This window comes from Leptotrichia sp. oral taxon 498 (genome assembly GCF_002240055.1).
GTDB lineage: Bacteria > Fusobacteriota > Fusobacteriia > Fusobacteriales > Leptotrichiaceae > Leptotrichia > Leptotrichia rugosa.
In genome coordinates this window covers 437,690-453,187 of record NZ_CP016753.1, presented here as the reverse complement: position 1 = coordinate 453,187, position 15,498 = coordinate 437,690, and the positions used below count along the sequence as shown (strand labels likewise).

Genomic DNA, 15,498 nt, shown 5'->3' with positions numbered 1-15,498 from the left:
ATGGCATATATAAAAGATCCAAAATCCATTGAAGCAAGAAGTTTTGAGATAATAACTGAAACTTTAGGAGATAAACTTGATAAATTTAGTGAAAGTGAAAAGTTAATTGTAAAAAGACTCGTTCATACGACAGGAGATTTTGATTATGTAAATATTGTCGAATTTGGGAATAATCCAATAGAATCAGCAGAAGAAGTGCTAAAAGAAGGAAACTGTAAAATTTACTGTGATACGAATATGATTGTGAATGGACTTAATAAAAATGCTCTTGCAAAATTCGGTTTAGAAGCTTATTGCCTTGTCGCTGATAAAGACATCACAAGAGAAGCAAAGGAAAAAGGGGTAACTCGATCAATGATTGGGATTGAAAGAGCGCTAAAAGATCCTAAAACTAAAATTTTTCTCATTGGAAATGCGCCGACTGCACTTTTTACCTTGCTTGAAAAAATGAAAAAGAGAAATTTGCCAAAATTGATTGTTGGAGTGCCAGTTGGATTTGTCGGATGTCCAGAGTCGAAAAAGGAGCTCTCAAAATACGAAGTGCCGTTTATTCGGACAAATGGGACTAAAGGTGGAAGCACGGTTGCGGTTGGAGTTATGCACGGAATTTTATATCAGATGTACGAAAGGGACAAATACTTTAATAATTAAAAATGGAAAATTATGTTTATTTTCAAGGGAAAAAACTAAGATGTGGCTACACGACTGGAACTTGTGCGACGGCTGCTACAAAAGTTGCAATTCTAGTGCTTTTAAAAAAAATAAAAAAAGATGAGAAATTTGTGAAACTTAAAGTTCCAGCTGGAGAAACTTTGACAATACCGATTGAAAAAATTGAAATTTATAAAAATTTTACGAAAGTTACAATTTTAAAAGATGGAGGGGATGATCCAGATGTAACTCACGGAGCGGAGATTGTGTCGAAAGTAAGTTTTAGAAATGATAAAAAAATAAATATCTTTGGTGGAATAGGCGTTGGAAAAGTGACAAAAGAAGGCTTGCCTGTAAAAATTGGAAAATCAGCAATAAATCCAACTCCGATGAAAATGCTAAAAAATGTGGCAGAAACGCTTTTAGCTGATAAAATTGGCGTTGATATTGAAATAAGTGTCCCAAAAGGGAAAGAACTCGCTAAAAAAACTTTAAACGAAAAATTGGGAATAATTGGCGGAATTTCAATTTTGGGAACGACGGGGATTGTAAGACCGATGTCGGAAGAATCTTGGAAAAGTTCCCTTGCGATTGAATTAAAGCAGTCGCTTGAAATAAATGATAGAGAAAAAGAGAGAACAGCCGTTTTTATTTTTGGAAATCGTGGAAAGTTATATTTAGCTAAAAATTATCCAGAAAGAGAAAAACAAGGTGTTGTGATTAGCAATTTTGTCGGATATATGTTTGACAGAGCTTGTGAATATGATGTGGAAAAAATTTATTTTGTGGGAGAGCTTGGAAAGTTTGTAAAAGTTGCAGGTGGAATTTTTCACACTCACAGTAGAGTTGCTGATGCCAGAATGGAAATTTTGACTGCAAATACTTTATTGGTTGGTGAAAAAATAGAAAATTTAAAAAAAATTATGGACTCAAACACGACTGAAGAAGCGATAAAATATATTGAAAAAACACAAGTTTTTGATTTACTGGCACAAAAGGCAAAAATTAAGTGTGAAGAGCATTGCAGAAAAAATGGGAAAAAAATTGAAGTCGAAACTTTGATTTTGTCGGCTGAAAAGAAAATTTTGGGAAAAAGCGAAAATTTTTTTGAAAATTTTTAAAAAATAATAAATTTTTCTAAAAAAATATGATATAATTAAGGAGTTAAAATATAAATTATTATTGTAGCAATATTTATTAAAATAAATTTTATATTGCGATAAATAAAAGTAATTTTATTAAAGAATAATTTTAGTAAGAAAATAAGTATAGGAGGAATAATGGGAGCATTTGATTTTGTAAAAATATTCAGAGTAAACAAAAGTATTTCAATAGATTTGGGTACAGCGAATATTTTAATTTACGATAAACAAAGAAAAAAAATTGTATTAAATGAACCATCGGTGGTAGCTAGAGACAGAAAGACAGGAAAACTGATTGCAGTGGGAAAAGAAGCCAGAGAAATGTTGGGGAAAACACCTGACAGCATCCAAGCTATAAAACCACTTCAAGATGGAGTTATCGCAGATATTGATTCTACAAAAGAGATGATAACATATTTTATTCACAAAATTTATGGGAATTCACTTTTTAAACCAGAAGTTATGATTTGTGTTCCAATTGAAGTTACGAGTGTGGAAAGAAAAGCACTTTTTGACGCTGTGAGAGGAGCTAAAAAAACTTATATTATAGAAGAAGGAAGAGCGGCGATAATTGGATCAGGAGTGGATATTTCACAACCTGAAGGAAGCATGGTAATCGATATAGGTGGGGGTTCTACCGATATTGCTATTTTATCGTTAGATGAAATTATTGCAAGTAAATCAATAAGGATTGCTGGAAATAAATTTGATGACGATATAGTTAAATATGTAAAAAGAAAATATAACTTGTTAATCGGAGATAGAACAGCTGAAAAAATCAAAAAAGAGTTAGCTTCTGCACTTGAAGTTCAAAATCCTGAAATTTTAGAAATAAAAGGTAGAGATTTGGAGTCAGGAATTCCAAATACAGTTGAAATCAATGCAAATGAAATTTACGAAGCTATCGAAGAATCGCTTTTCCAAATAGTTGCAGCAACAAAAGAAGTTTTGGAAAAATGTCCACCAGAATTAGCAGCTGATATTTTAGACAACGGAATTATTATGACAGGTGGAGGTTCATTAATTAAAAACTTTATCGATATGATGGAAAAAGAAGTTGGAATCAAAGTATTCTTGTCGCCTAATCCACTAGATTCAGTAGTTTTAGGTGGAGGAGCCGCATTTGACAACAAAAAATTATTAAGAACACTTCAAATGAAGGAAAATTAAAAATATATACAAAAATAAGTTTTTAGAAAGTCAGTAAATAAAAAGTTAAAAAGAATTTTTTATTAAAATAAATTTTTATTGGCTTATTTTTGTATTTTTAAATATGTCTTATAAAAGTTAACCATTGAGAGTAGAGAAACGTAAGATGAAAAGTAGTGAGATTATAAAAAATTTTAAAAATGAGATAAAAACTGGTAAAGTGAGTGCAAGTTATCTTTTTTATGGCGATAGAAGAGTTGATTTGCTTCACTACGCCTTAATTTTTTCAAAAATGGTGATGACACGAGATGTAAAAAATGAAGTTACAAAACTTCAAATTGAAAAACAAATTGATAATTTAGTCCATCCCGATGTTGAAATTATTAATAAAAATAATGGAAATATAAAAATTGACGAAGTTCGAGAAATTATTTATGAAACAATTGAATCGTCTTTTAATTCGCCCAAAAAGATATTTATCATTTTTGGTGTGGAAAATTTAAGAAAAGAGTCGGCAAACGCTTTGTTAAAAACGATTGAAGAACCACCTAAGGATGTTTATTTTATACTGTTATCAAGAACCTTAAATATAATTCCAACAATAAAATCGCGTGTGATAAAATTTCACTTAGAAAGTTTAAGTAGCTTTGAACTTGAAATCGATAAAAAAACTTATGATTTTTTTGACGGAAATGAAAATGATATAAAGTTATTTAAAAAAAATTATTTGGAAAAAAATATAACGCTTGAAAGTTTTTCTTTTAAAATAAAAACAGTTGAAGATATTTTAAAAAATATTTCTGAAATGCAAAATTATTTATTTTATAATTCAGAAAATGGAAATTATTTGGATTTGGTGATAAAATATAACAAAAGCATTGAGTTTTTAGTAAAAGAAGTAAAATTTTGGAATATGGAAAATATATATTTTATGTTGAATGAACTTGAGATTGAAGTTAAAAAAAATAGAGAATTTTTGATAAATTTTTTGGCAAAAATAATCATTAATGCAAAAGTTATATTAAATAGCGAAAATTTAAAAAAATTAATAGAAATAAAAAATAGTGTAAGAAACAATGTAAATATCAGAAGTATTTTATTTAATTTTTTTAATATATTGTATAACATTTAAAAAAAATCCTCGCAATTTTAATAAATTGAGAGGTTTTTTTGATTAAGATCCAAAAAATTTATCAATTACAGTTTTTAGAGCATTTTCATCGTTTGAAGTGGATACAAATTTTGATAAATTTTTTATTTCTTCGGGTGCATTTGCCACAGCAACAGGCATTCCTACAGTTTCTAAAAGTGGTCTATCATTTCCACTATCTCCAACTGCTATCATTTCTTCAGTTTTAATTTGCAAAATTTTTCCAAGTCTAGCCAAAGTTTTTCCTTTGTTCACATTTTTGTTTGCAATTTCCAAGAAAATAGGCTTTGAAATTGCTATAAAATAGTCATTTCCGTAAAGTTCCTTCATATATTTTTCGGCATTTTTTACAAGTTCAGGATCCCCAACAATCATACATTTTGCAGTTTTTGTAACACCAAATTTTTCCAGTTCTTTTAAAGCTTCAAATTTTTGGAATTTCATTTTGCAAAGTTTGGCTTCAACTAATGCTTCAGTTGCTTCACTTGTTGCAAAAACAGTGTCATCTTGATAAAGTAACATCGTTAAATCTAATTTCTTTGAAATATTGTAAATAATTTCTATGTCCTTTTTGTCAAGTCCTTGCTGAAAAACTAATTCATTATTTTTAAAATTAATCAATTCTCCGCCATTAAAAGCCAAGATATATCCTCCAAATCTGTCCATCTGAAGCTTTTTTGCATATTCAAACATGGCAAAGCTAGGTCTTCCACTTGCAAGTACAAATATTGCCCCTTTTTTTTGGACATCTATAATAGATTCTTCGTTTTCAATTGATATTTCTTGATCTTTATTTAATAAAGTGTCGTCCATATCAGTTGCAATTAATTTATAGTTCAAGTTCATAAATACCTCCTTAAAAAAATAAATTTTGTTAAAAAAGAAAACTTAACTAATAAAATTATACCAAAAAAGATTTTGAAAAGCAATAAAAATTGATTTTAAAAGAACAAAAAAAGCCTTTCTTAAATTTTAAGAAAGGCTCATAAAAAATTTGTTAAAAGTTACTAGTTTTTCAAAGCATAACCAACACTTAATGTCAACATTCCATGATTTAAAGTTTCTTTGCTTGATGATTCTTTTTTAGTTCCTAATAAATCGTTGTAGCTATAGTTGTATTTAGCTCTTAATGTATTTACATTGTATGATAAGTCAGCAACGAAGTTATTATATTCAAGTCCTGCTCCTGCTCCGTAATAGAATCCATGTTTAAATTTCATTTGAGCAGTTTCATCTATTCCAGGTGTGTTAATTCTTTGAAAATCAATTTTTCCAGAGTTAACTGCAAATCCTAAATTAGCTTTTACATAAGGTGTAACATCTGAATCATTTCTGAAGTTATATCTTGCAGTTGCATAAATAGGTACTGAATGTAAACCTTTCATAGAAACATCAACTTTGTTTTCATCAACCTCAACTTTTTTATCAGTTAAATTGTTATATTTGTAAGCAATTCCAGCTCCTAAATCAAAGTTATTTGTCAATTCTCTTCTGTATTCAAATGAAACTTCTGGACCAGTTTGTAATACATCCTTTCTGATTTCATATTCTTTGTTAGAATCTTTTGCTCTGTTATATAAATCCCAACCTGCTCTAAATTCATAAACATTTCCTTGAGCCATTGCGATTGATCCAACTAATGTCAATAATACTAAAATTTTTTTCATTGTCGTTCTCCTCCAATTAATTATAATCTTACTAACTTTCAGAAATAAGTATAGCATAATTTAAACTAAAAATCAAGTCAAATTCTTTTTAATTTAATTAATTCTAAATATTTTTTATTTGTTTTATTTTATTAGAAATTTAGACAGTTTTAGTCAATTGAACTTTCTTTCTAATGAAAAAATATTAAAAAAAAAATTGACTTATAAGTCAATTGGTGTATAATGACTTTAAGTTCAGGAAAGTGAAATTTCCTAAACTAATTTAATTAAAATAGGGAAAAACTCTAGTACATATTGTAATTTAGAGTTTGCCAAAAAGAAAGAAAAGGTGTTTACTATGAAAAGAAAATTTATGGGATTGTTTTTAGTTTTAGGAATAGTTTCATTTGCAGCAAACGCTGGAAAAGTTGAAGTAAAAGGTGCATATGATTTAGGTGGAAAATACCATTATGATAATAGCTCAGAAAAAGCAAAATCTACAGCTGGAGAAGCAGGGGCAGAATACAGATATGAAGTAACTCCAGGATTGGAAGTGGGAGCTGGAACTGCTTATCAATGGCATAAAAAAGTGAAAGCTAGAAATTCAGCCAATGAAAATTACGAAAATTATAATTCGGTGCCAGTTTATGGAACCGCAAAATATACCTTTGCCACTCCGACTACTGTAAAACCATATGTAAAAGGAGATTTGGGATATTCAGCAAATAATGGGAATATTGACGATTATAAAGCTAAAAATGGACTTTATTACGGAGTTGGAGCAGGAGTGAACTACAACAACTTCAACGCAGAAGTTATGTATAAAGAAAACCAAGGTCAATATAAAAATGACAATACTGGGGATAAAACAGATGCAAATTATAAAAGAGTATCTGTAGGTGTAGGTTATAACTTTAACTTGGGAAACTAAAATAACTAAAAATAGCTAATAACAAATAATTTTTTTACTCTAAAAAATATACAAAAAATAAAAACTATCACAAATATTTGTGGTAGTTTTTTTTTGAAAAATTTAAATTAATCGGATTTTATTTTGACTATTAAAATAATAATTTATTTTTTAGTTAATATATGATATAATTGTTGAAACTGGAGATGATTTGTAAAGAAAGGAGGAAAGTATTTTAAATATAGAAAATTTCTTGTAAATGTAGTTAAAATTTAAATAAAAAAATTAATTGCATTTATTTAAAGTAAAAAATTTTTAATAAAAATTACGAGGTGAGATTATGAAAAAAATATTATTTTTAATGTCAATGATGGCATTGTTTGTAATGAGCTGCGGATCTAAAAAAGTAGATTCAAATGTTATTAAAGTTGGAGTTATTGCACCGCTTACAGGAAATGTCGCTCAATATGGAGTAGCGACAGTGAACGGATTTAAACTAAAAGTTAAAGAAATTAATGCTGCTGGTGGAATTAATGGGAAAAAAATAGAAATTGTTGAAGCTGACAGTAAAGGAGATACGCAAGAAGCTGTAAATATCTTCAAAAAAATGGTTTCTCAAGATAAAATTGATGTTTTGGTAGGAGAAGTTATCTCAAAACCTTCTCTAGCTATTGCACCACTTGCTGAACAAGCTAAAATCCCTATGATAACTGCTACTGGAACAGCTTTTGACATCACAAAAGATAAAAATTTTGTATTCAGAACAACTTATACCGATCCTTATCAAGGGCAGGCTGTTGCAAAATATGCAAAATCAAAAGGATTTAATAATGTAACTATTTTGACTAATTCTACAAGTGACTATTCAGTTGGATTAGCTGACGCATTTAAAGCACAAGCTCAAAAAGAAGGAATTCAAATTAAAGAAGAAAAATATACTGCCGATGACAAAGATTTTAGAGCAGTTTTAACAAAAGTTAAAGGTTACAATTCAAATATGATTTTTGTGCCAGATTACTACAACACAATAGGATTAATTTTAACTCAAGCGAAAGAACTTGGAATAAATTCTCAATTTATGGGAGGAGACGGTTGGGATGGAATCCAGACTAACTTTGGAAAAGTCGCAAATGGAGCTATTTTTGCCAGTCAATTTGCTTCAGATGACAGTTCTGAAATAGCTAAAAAATTTATAAATTCATATAAAACTGAGTATAAACTTGATCCAATTATGTTTGCAGCACTTGGATATGACACAGGTACTATTTTGGAAACTTCACTAAAATCTGTAAAAGATTTATCTTCAAAAGAAGCAATCAGAGACGCAATCAAAAACTTTAGTGGAGATAATTTATTGACAGGTTCGTTGAAATTTGATGAAAATAGAAATCCAGAAAAAAAAGTTACATTTATTGAAGTAAAAGATGGAAAACTTACTTTAAAAGAAAAATTTTAATTTAGGAAATTTATAAATATAATTTTTTTTAAGTTCAATGGTACTAGGATTTTCTTAATACCATTTTGAACTTTTTTAATTTATAAATAAAAAAATTGTAATAGAATTAGTCATAATTGAAGGAGGTTAAAATGTTAAAAAATTTAATTGAACAGACAATCAACGGTCTTCAGACTGGAAGTATTTACGCACTGATTGCTCTGGGATACACAATGGTTTATGGAATTGTAAAACTTATAAACTTTGCGCATGGAGACATACTTATGATAGGAGCATATTTAACTTTTATTGCTGTATCAAATGGTATGCCGCTTATAATTGCAATACTTTTATCAATTGTTTTTTGTGCTATTTTAGGTGTTGTAATTGATTTTTTTGCGTATAGACCGCTTAGAAATGCACCTAAAATTTCAGCGCTTATAACAGCAATCGGAATGAGCTTTTTGCTTGAAAGTGTCGCACTTATCATCTTTGGAGCTACACCAAAAGTAATTGACCAAAAATATATTCCTGGATTTTTGTCAGATAATAAAAAATTAAATTTGGGAGTCGTTCAAATAAGTATGCTTACTATTTTTGTAATAGTTGTCACTATAATTTGCATGGTTGCGCTAAATTTATTTATTAAAAAGACAAAACTTGGAAAAGCAACCAGAGCGGTATCTCAAGATACAGGAGCGGCACAACTTATGGGAATAAATGTAAATAAAACAATCGCTATTACATTTGCAATTGGTTCTGGATTAGGTGCACTTGGTGGAGCACTTTATGCGATTGTTTATCCACAAATTGAGCCATATATGGGGATGCTTCCTGGATTAAAAGCGTTTATTGCGGCTGTATTTGGTGGAATTGGAAGTATTCCTGGAGCTATGGTTGGAGGATATGTATTGGGACTTTTAGAAGCATATGTAAAAGGTTCTTTTCTTACAACTTGGGCAAATCCAATAGTTTTTGGAATTTTAATTTTGATACTTATTTTTAAACCAAATGGATTGTTTGGAAAAAATATGAAAGAAAAAGTTTAATTATAGAGAAGAGAAAGGAGGAGAAAAGAGAAAAATGGAAAATAAAGAAAAAAAAGAAGTTCAAAATAAAAAAATTACTTTGACAAAAAATGAAATTGAAAACAAAGAAAATATAAAAAATAAAGAAAATAAAAAAGACAAAGAACAGCCAAAATGGGGTAATTTGAATTATTTTAATAAATTTAAATTGAAAAATTATGTAGTTACAGTTATTTCAATTATCTTACTTTATGTAGTTTTAAATTTAACAATTGACCCAAATGATATTTTTAGCTACACTCGTGGAATTTATATAACTATTTTAATTTTTGTGCTATTTTCTGTAAGTCTTAATATATCTGTTGGAATTATGGGACAGCTTAATTTAGGACAAGCTGGATTTATTGCAATTGGTGGATATTCAGCGGCGTATATTTCAAAAATATTAGTAAATTATCATTTGCCTGCAACATTGCATCTTCTTATAGTTTCACTATTTGGCGGAATTATTGCAGCAATATTTGGATTTTTAGTTGGAGCTAGTACGCTTCGTTTAAGAGGGGATTACCTTGCAATCATTACACTTGCGTTTGGAGAAATTGTAAAATATATCATTCAAAATTTGGATTTTCTTGGAGGAGCGACAGGGTTTAGTGGAATTCCTCAAGGAGTTATAACATTTTCAAATGTGTATTTTATTGTTGTAATTTCAATTATTATAGTTGTTATGGCTATGACTTCAAGAAAAGGTAAGGAAGTTATGTCAATTCGAGAAGATGAAATTGCGGCAGAGAATATTGGTATTAAATTAAATCGTGTAAAACTTTATGGATTTACTTTTTCAGCATTTTTTGCGGGAGTAGGAGGCTCATTATTTGCTCACAATGTTGGGATTTTAGCACCAGATAAATTTGGATTTTTATTTTCAATAGAAATTTTGGTTATGGTTGTTTTAGGTGGACTTGGAAGTATAACTGGAGCAGTTATCGCAGCGGTTATTTTAACTATGTTAAGTGAATTTTTAAGAGATTTTTCACAGTTTAGATATTTAATTTATTCAATAATTCTTATTATTTTAATGATTTTCAGACCAAAAGGAATTTTTGGAACAAAAGAATTCACTTTCCATGAAACGAAACAACGGATTAAAGAAATTAGAAACTCAAAAAAATAAAAAAGGAGATTAGGATATGTCATTACTTAAAACGACTGATTTAGGAATATCTTTTGGTGGTTTAAGAGCTGTAGACAATGTTAATATCGAGATAAAAGAAGGCGAGTTAATAGGGCTGATTGGACCTAATGGAGCTGGAAAAACAACAATATTTAACTTACTTACAGGTGTTTATAAACCGACTGACGGTGATATTTCCATAAATGGAACAAGTATTAATAAAAAAACAACTCCGCAAATAGTTGCATTGGGAATAGCAAGAACATTCCAAAATATTAGATTATTTAAAAATTTGACAGTGCTAGACAATGTAAAAATGGCACTTAATAGCAGTATGAAATATAATACTTTTGAAGCTATACTAAGACTCCCAAGATTTTGGAGGGAAGAAAAAGAAGTTACAGATAAAGCGCTGGATTTATTGGATATTTTTGATATGGCAGAAATGGCTAATATAATTTCAGGAAATTTATCGTATGGACAGCAAAGAAAATTGGAAATAGCTAGAGCGCTAGCTACAAATCCCAAATTGCTTTTACTTGATGAACCTGCTGCGGGAATGAATCCAAATGAAACAAAGGAATTGATGAAAACAATAAGTTTTATCAGGGATAAATTTAAAATTGCAATTTTACTTATTGAGCACGATATGGATTTAGTTATGGGAATTTGTGAAAGACTTTATGTGCTAAATTTTGGAAAAATAATAGCGTCTGGGCTTCCAAATGAAATACAGTCAAACAAAGAAGTTATTGCAGCATATTTGGGAGAATAAGAGAGGAGGAAGAATTGTGAATATTTTAGAAGTCAATGATTTGAATGTCTATTATGGTGTAATTCATGCCATAAAAAATATTTCATTTCATATAAAAAGAGGAGAAATTGTTTCTTTGATTGGAGCAAATGGAGCTGGAAAAACATCGACATTACATGCAATTTCAGGATTAATTCCAATAAAATCTGGAGAAATTTCACTAAATGGTGAAAACACGACAAATACTGTCGCTCATAAACTTGTAAGCAAAGGTATGGCTCACGTTCCAGAAGGAAGAAGAATTTTTACGGAGCTAACAGTTTTAGAAAATTTGGAAATGGGGGCTTTTATTAGAAATGATCAAGCTGAAATAAAAAAAGATATGGAACATATGTTTTCTTTGTTTCCTCGTCTAGCAGAGCGAAAAAGACAACTTGCAGGAACAATGAGTGGAGGTGAGCAACAGATGCTTGCAATGGCAAGAGCACTTATGTCAAATCCATCGTTACTTTTGCTAGATGAACCATCAATGGGACTTGCACCGCTGTTAGTTCAGGAAATTTTTGAAATAATAAAAAAAATAAACAAAGAGGATAATGTTACTATTTTATTAGTTGAGCAAAATGCAAACATGGCTTTGTCAATTGCCGATAGAGGTTATGTTTTAGAAACTGGAAGTATAATTTTGGAAGGGACTGGAAAAGAACTTTTGACAAATTCAGAAATAAAAAGAGCATATTTAGGAGGCTAATTTCCTCCTATTTTTTTATTTTCAGATAAATAGTTTGACAAATTAATAATATTATAGTAAAATTATTTTGATAGAAAACAAAAAAGAATTGGTGATGATATGAATATTAAAGACATTTCACAATTGCTTGTAAAAGTTCCACTATTTAATGGTTACAGTATTTCATCTGTCACTTCATTTTTAAAAGAAACCGAATATCAAATAAGAACTTATAAAAAAAATGAAATTATATTCTTTCGAGGTGATGTAATTACAAATGTGAATATTTTAATAAAAGGAACTCTTGTTGCTGAAATGCAAAAATTTAATGGTGATTCCATTGTAATTGGTCATATAAAAATAAATGAAATTTTGGCACCAGCATTTATTTTTGGGGAAGATAACACTTTTCCAGTCGATTTGATAACATTGGAAGAAACAAATTTGCTAGTGATTGACCGGAATAAATTTTTTAATCTGATTCAAAAAAATAAAAGGTTACTTTTAAATTTTATTGATGAGATTTCAAATAAAAGTCAATATCTCTCAAAAAGAATTTGGTTTAATTTTGTAAATAAAACGATTGGTGAAAAAGTTTTAAGCTATATTAAAAAAAATTCTAAAGATAATAAAATAACATTTTTTCCGAGCATATCTCTACTTGCGAAAAAATTTGATGTGACACGGCCTGCTCTTTCAAGAGAAATTTCTAATTTATGTAAAAAAAATATATTAAAAAAAATAGATAAAAATACTTATTATGTGAATTTTGAAAAATTTCCTAAAAAAAATATTTGACATTTTTAGTGATAAAAGTTATACTATTCAAGTAAAGGAAATTTCTAAATTATTTAAAAATAAATTTCTGGTCTATTCGATACTAATTAAATTGTTTTTGGGCTTTACTCATTTTTTAATGGGGTCATCTCTTTATAAAATTGTTTCAGAAAAATCACGGCGGTAAAAAAACTTAGCACGGATCCTGTACTTTTGTAAATATGACTACCACCTGTAACAGTTACAGGCAACCAAAAATCAGATTAGAACGGTAGACTGGATTTTTTTTATAAAAAATATGAACCGAAGTATTTTTCATACTCCGGCTACTTTTTATTTTTCATTTTTAAATATTTTTAGAAGTTTGAATACCTGTCATCAATTCTTCAATTAAATCTTTGACGTGAACTATCTCTTTTAATCTATATCCATTTGCTCCTGTGAAAAACAGTCCGCTTTGAAGCTTACCTAAGTAGGCATCTCCTAAGCTGTTTGCAATACAATATCCCACTTTATTTGCACCTTTTCCATGTTCACAAGGAAAGACGCAATTACTTATACATTTTATCTTGTTAGTATTAGGTTCCAAAGTTTTTATCAAATTTGTTTTTACTGCTCTTCCAGGATAACCAACAGGAGAGCTTACAATTACTATGTCTTCTTTATTTGCATTGATTAAATTTTGTTTAAAATTTTCACTTGCATCGCACTCGTAAGTACCTATAAATCTTGTACCCATTTGAACGGCATCCGCTCCTAATTCCATCATCTTGTGAATATCTTCGTTGTTCCAAATTCCACCTGCTGCAATTATTGGAAAATCACCCCATTTGTCTCTTTCTTCTTTTATTGGTGGTAAAATTGCTTCTAATTGATGTTCTGGCGCAAATAATTCGGAATATTTAGCTCCTTGGTGTCCTCCACTTTTAGGACCTTCTACGATTACTGCTCCTGGCATTTTTCCAGCAGCTTTCCATTTTTTACAGATTATTTTTAGCGCTCTTGCTGATGAGACTATCGGCACTATTTCTACATCTGGATAATCTTTTACAAGTTTTGGAAGCTCTAGCGGAAGTCCTGCTCCCGTTACAATAATATTTGCTCCGGCTTCCAGTGCGTCGCCTACAACTCTTGCATAGTCATTGATTGCATGTAAGATGTTACAAGCTAGAGGTTTATCTCCACAAATTTTTCTTGCATTTTTAAATATTTCAATAAGAGCTTCCCTGTTGTAAGTATTTTTTGTTCCAACTGGTCTTCCATCTACCTGTTTTTTTACAAATCTCATATTTTGATAATATCCTGTACAAATTGCGCTTATTGTTCCAAGACAGCCGTTTTTAGCTACATTTCCAGCAAGTCTGTCCCAGCTTATTCCGACTCCCATTCCACCTTGAACAATTGGCTTTTCGATTTCATATTTTCCTATTTTAATTCCTTTTAATTCTCTTTTTTCTCTTACTTCTTTTTTTTCTACTTCTTCAATTTTCTCGATTTTTTCCATTTTTTTATCCTCCACAATATTTTTTTGTAAAAATTTTTTATAAAATTATTTTACAAAAGGTGGAGCACGGCTTATTTTTACTCTTGCGTTTTCGGAAATATAGTTAAATTTTATATTTGAGAATAAATAAATTACAACTAAATTTTTTAAGCAATTTGTAAATTTTTCAATTATTTTTTTTCTTATGTCTTTTTCAATAAAATTTTTATATCCATTGGCACAAAGCTTTTCAAAATTTTGTATCAATTTTTTTACATCGACATTTTCGATAAAAGATAAATCTATTTCTGAATTTAAAATATGTTCGTCTAGTAATTTTAAAAAATTACTACTTTTATTAATTAAGATTTTTTTATTTTTTTCATACAGCAAGGAAATATTTCCTACATTAAAAAAATTTATTTTTGAAAAAATTTCCAAATTATCTTTTTTGATAATTTGTCCAAATAAATTCAAAACGTATAATTGAATTATTTTTGAAAGATTTTCAAAACGAAATTTTTCAAACATAAAAAAACCTCCTTATCTTTAATTTTTTTTTAATAATATAACAGATGTTATTTGTGATAATTATATAACTTTTTCGTTTTTTTTACAAGCAAAAAAATTTTTTGAATATATTGTAAAAATTCTTAAAATCTTTATTTATCAGTATTAAAAGATATTTGTTTGATTATAAAACTAAATTTTTTGTTTGAACATCACTAAAAATACGATAAATTGCAAAACACAGCAGAAAAGCAATGCATAATTTTTAAAAAAATGAACTAGAACGGCACACAAAGTTGCACCAATTGCAAAAAAGGAAATTAATCCTATGTAAACTAAAAAATTATAAAAAGATTTTTTATCTCTAGTCATTATAAACTGACTTAAAAATTCCATACTTGACCGAAGATTTCCTGTACACATAGTAGTTGCACCGTTTACTCCGTGAATTTTTTTAAAACCTTGATATTGCAGTGCCGCAATGAATGAAATTATTACGTTAACTAACATATTTAAGTGATTTGGCGGAATGAATGAAATAAAAAACATTACAATTAATTGAATAATAATGGCAGTGTGTTGCCAGCGGAAATTTTCATATTTTGTAAATACATGTTTTAAATATTCTGAAAATAAAATTCCAAGTGCAAAAACAAAAATTGGGACAAAATAAGAAAAAACTTTTTGATAATCTCTTTCAGCAAGATTTAAGGCAAGGTAAACTAAATTTCCAGTTTGCGCATTTGCCAAAACTTTTCCTCTTGTGGTAAAAGTGTAAGCATCTAAAAATCCCCCAACAATGCAAAGTAGCATAGCGAGTCTAAATGTTTGTGTAGAATCTTTTTTTCTTATAAAAAAAATTTTTTTTAGTTCTCTTCTCATTTTTTCTTTTTTCTTCTCCTTTCAAAAAATTTCTTGTATAAAAATATTTTATCAAACTTTTGTATATTTTTAAAGTA

The 15,498-nt window shown here is 28.8% G+C and carries 16 protein-coding genes and 1 other RNA gene; 12 read left to right on the top strand and 5 right to left on the bottom strand.

Annotated features, from left to right (window positions below; genetic code table 11):
• The 4 genes from BCB68_RS02055 to BCB68_RS02040 all read left to right on the top strand — a co-directional run bounded on the left by BCB68_RS02055 (position 1) and on the right by BCB68_RS02040 (position 4,074).
• Positions 1-651, top strand: coding sequence for a precorrin-8X methylmutase (locus tag BCB68_RS02055; protein WP_094079316.1), 651 nt, complete (start codon positions 1-3; stop codon positions 649-651).
• Positions 652-653: 2 nt separating this feature from the next.
• Complete coding sequence (gene cbiD / locus BCB68_RS02050; protein ID WP_094079315.1) at positions 654-1,772, top strand: cobalt-precorrin-5B (C(1))-methyltransferase CbiD; 1,119 nt, start codon at positions 654-656, stop codon at positions 1,770-1,772.
• 159 nt (positions 1,773-1,931) lie between these two features.
• Positions 1,932-2,963 carry a rod shape-determining protein gene (locus tag BCB68_RS02045; RefSeq protein ID WP_094079314.1) on the top strand — a complete coding sequence of 344 codons (1,032 nt, stop codon included), beginning with the start codon at positions 1,932-1,934 and terminating at the stop codon, positions 2,961-2,963.
• A 145-nt stretch (positions 2,964-3,108) separates the two neighbouring features.
• Positions 3,109-4,074, top strand: a complete 966-nt coding sequence (locus BCB68_RS02040; RefSeq protein WP_094079313.1) for an ATPase — start codon at positions 3,109-3,111, stop codon at positions 4,072-4,074.
• Positions 4,075-4,116: 42 nt separating this feature from the next.
• On the opposite strand, the gene BCB68_RS02035 is transcribed toward BCB68_RS02040, so the two are convergent.
• On the bottom strand, positions 4,117-4,938 hold the full coding sequence (locus tag BCB68_RS02035; protein WP_237048683.1) for a Cof-type HAD-IIB family hydrolase: 822 nt from the start codon (positions 4,936-4,938) through the stop codon (positions 4,117-4,119).
• A gap of 161 nt (positions 4,939-5,099) precedes the next feature.
• A complete protein-coding gene (locus BCB68_RS02030) occupies positions 5,100-5,759 on the bottom strand; it encodes an outer membrane beta-barrel protein (protein WP_094079312.1) in 660 nt (219 codons plus the stop codon).
• A gap of 337 nt (positions 5,760-6,096) precedes the next feature.
• Here BCB68_RS02030 and BCB68_RS02025 point away from each other — a divergent pair, with 337 nt between their 5' ends.
• The 8 genes from BCB68_RS02025 (at position 6,097) to ssrS (ending at position 12,833) form a co-directional block, all read left to right on the top strand.
• A complete protein-coding gene (locus tag BCB68_RS02025) occupies positions 6,097-6,669 on the top strand; it encodes a porin family protein (RefSeq protein ID WP_094079311.1) in 573 nt (190 codons plus the stop codon).
• A gap of 319 nt (positions 6,670-6,988) precedes the next feature.
• Entirely contained in the window at positions 6,989-8,104 is a 1,116-nt protein-coding gene (locus BCB68_RS02020; protein ID WP_094079310.1) for an ABC transporter substrate-binding protein, read from the top strand.
• 131 nt (positions 8,105-8,235) lie between these two features.
• Positions 8,236-9,132, top strand: coding sequence for a branched-chain amino acid ABC transporter permease (locus tag BCB68_RS02015; protein ID WP_094079309.1), 897 nt, complete (start codon positions 8,236-8,238; stop codon positions 9,130-9,132).
• 34 nt (positions 9,133-9,166) lie between these two features.
• Complete coding sequence (locus BCB68_RS02010) at positions 9,167-10,285, top strand: branched-chain amino acid ABC transporter permease (RefSeq protein ID WP_094079308.1); 1,119 nt, start codon at positions 9,167-9,169, stop codon at positions 10,283-10,285.
• 16 nt (positions 10,286-10,301) lie between these two features.
• Positions 10,302-11,060 carry an ABC transporter ATP-binding protein gene (locus BCB68_RS02005; RefSeq protein WP_094079307.1) on the top strand — a complete coding sequence of 253 codons (759 nt, stop codon included), beginning with the start codon at positions 10,302-10,304 and terminating at the stop codon, positions 11,058-11,060.
• A gap of 16 nt (positions 11,061-11,076) precedes the next feature.
• Positions 11,077-11,790 carry an ABC transporter ATP-binding protein gene (locus BCB68_RS02000; RefSeq protein WP_094079306.1) on the top strand — a complete coding sequence of 238 codons (714 nt, stop codon included), beginning with the start codon at positions 11,077-11,079 and terminating at the stop codon, positions 11,788-11,790.
• A gap of 99 nt (positions 11,791-11,889) precedes the next feature.
• Positions 11,890-12,567: a Crp/Fnr family transcriptional regulator gene (locus BCB68_RS01995; RefSeq protein ID WP_094079305.1), complete on the top strand. Its 678-nt coding sequence runs from the start codon at positions 11,890-11,892 to the stop codon at positions 12,565-12,567.
• 61 nt (positions 12,568-12,628) lie between these two features.
• Positions 12,629-12,833, top strand: a non-coding RNA gene (gene ssrS / locus BCB68_RS01990) — 6S RNA.
• 59 nt (positions 12,834-12,892) lie between these two features.
• On the opposite strand, the gene BCB68_RS01985 is transcribed toward ssrS, so the two are convergent.
• From BCB68_RS01985 to BCB68_RS01975, 3 genes are all read right to left on the bottom strand, one after another.
• Complete coding sequence (locus BCB68_RS01985) at positions 12,893-14,050, bottom strand: NAD(P)H-dependent flavin oxidoreductase (RefSeq protein ID WP_094079304.1); 1,158 nt, start codon at positions 14,048-14,050, stop codon at positions 12,893-12,895.
• 45 nt (positions 14,051-14,095) lie between these two features.
• Complete coding sequence (locus BCB68_RS01980) at positions 14,096-14,560, bottom strand: hypothetical protein (RefSeq protein ID WP_094079303.1); 465 nt, start codon at positions 14,558-14,560, stop codon at positions 14,096-14,098.
• A 171-nt stretch (positions 14,561-14,731) separates the two neighbouring features.
• A complete protein-coding gene (locus BCB68_RS01975) occupies positions 14,732-15,421 on the bottom strand; it encodes a YoaK family protein (protein WP_094079302.1) in 690 nt (229 codons plus the stop codon).
• Positions 15,422-15,498 lie beyond the last annotated feature (77 nt).

What these genes read in the sequence shown, in the direction of transcription:
- BCB68_RS02055 (WP_094079316.1), top strand. Translation starts at nt 1, where the DNA reads ATGGCATATATAAAAGATCCAAAATCCATTGAAGCAAGAAGTTTTGAG.
- BCB68_RS02045 (WP_094079314.1), top strand. Translation starts at nt 1,932, where the DNA reads ATGGGAGCATTTGATTTTGTAAAAATATTCAGAGTAAACAAAAGTATT.
- BCB68_RS02010 (WP_094079308.1), top strand. Translation starts at nt 9,167, where the DNA reads ATGGAAAATAAAGAAAAAAAAGAAGTTCAAAATAAAAAAATTACTTTG.
- cbiD (WP_094079315.1), top strand. Translation starts at nt 654, where the DNA reads ATGGAAAATTATGTTTATTTTCAAGGGAAAAAACTAAGATGTGGCTAC.
- BCB68_RS01995 (WP_094079305.1), top strand. Translation starts at nt 11,890, where the DNA reads ATGAATATTAAAGACATTTCACAATTGCTTGTAAAAGTTCCACTATTT.
- BCB68_RS01980 (WP_094079303.1), bottom strand. Translation starts at nt 14,560, where the DNA reads ATGTTTGAAAAATTTCGTTTTGAAAATCTTTCAAAAATAATTCAATTA.
- BCB68_RS01975 (WP_094079302.1), bottom strand. Translation starts at nt 15,421, where the DNA reads ATGAGAAGAGAACTAAAAAAAATTTTTTTTATAAGAAAAAAAGATTCT.
- BCB68_RS02035 (WP_237048683.1), bottom strand. Translation starts at nt 4,938, where the DNA reads ATGAACTTGAACTATAAATTAATTGCAACTGATATGGACGACACTTTA.
- BCB68_RS02025 (WP_094079311.1), top strand. Translation starts at nt 6,097, where the DNA reads ATGAAAAGAAAATTTATGGGATTGTTTTTAGTTTTAGGAATAGTTTCA.
- BCB68_RS02030 (WP_094079312.1), bottom strand. Translation starts at nt 5,759, where the DNA reads ATGAAAAAAATTTTAGTATTATTGACATTAGTTGGATCAATCGCAATG.
- BCB68_RS02015 (WP_094079309.1), top strand. Translation starts at nt 8,236, where the DNA reads ATGTTAAAAAATTTAATTGAACAGACAATCAACGGTCTTCAGACTGGA.
- BCB68_RS02020 (WP_094079310.1), top strand. Translation starts at nt 6,989, where the DNA reads ATGAAAAAAATATTATTTTTAATGTCAATGATGGCATTGTTTGTAATG.
- BCB68_RS02005 (WP_094079307.1), top strand. Translation starts at nt 10,302, where the DNA reads ATGTCATTACTTAAAACGACTGATTTAGGAATATCTTTTGGTGGTTTA.
- BCB68_RS01985 (WP_094079304.1), bottom strand. Translation starts at nt 14,050, where the DNA reads ATGGAAAAAATCGAGAAAATTGAAGAAGTAGAAAAAAAAGAAGTAAGA.
- BCB68_RS02040 (WP_094079313.1), top strand. Translation starts at nt 3,109, where the DNA reads ATGAAAAGTAGTGAGATTATAAAAAATTTTAAAAATGAGATAAAAACT.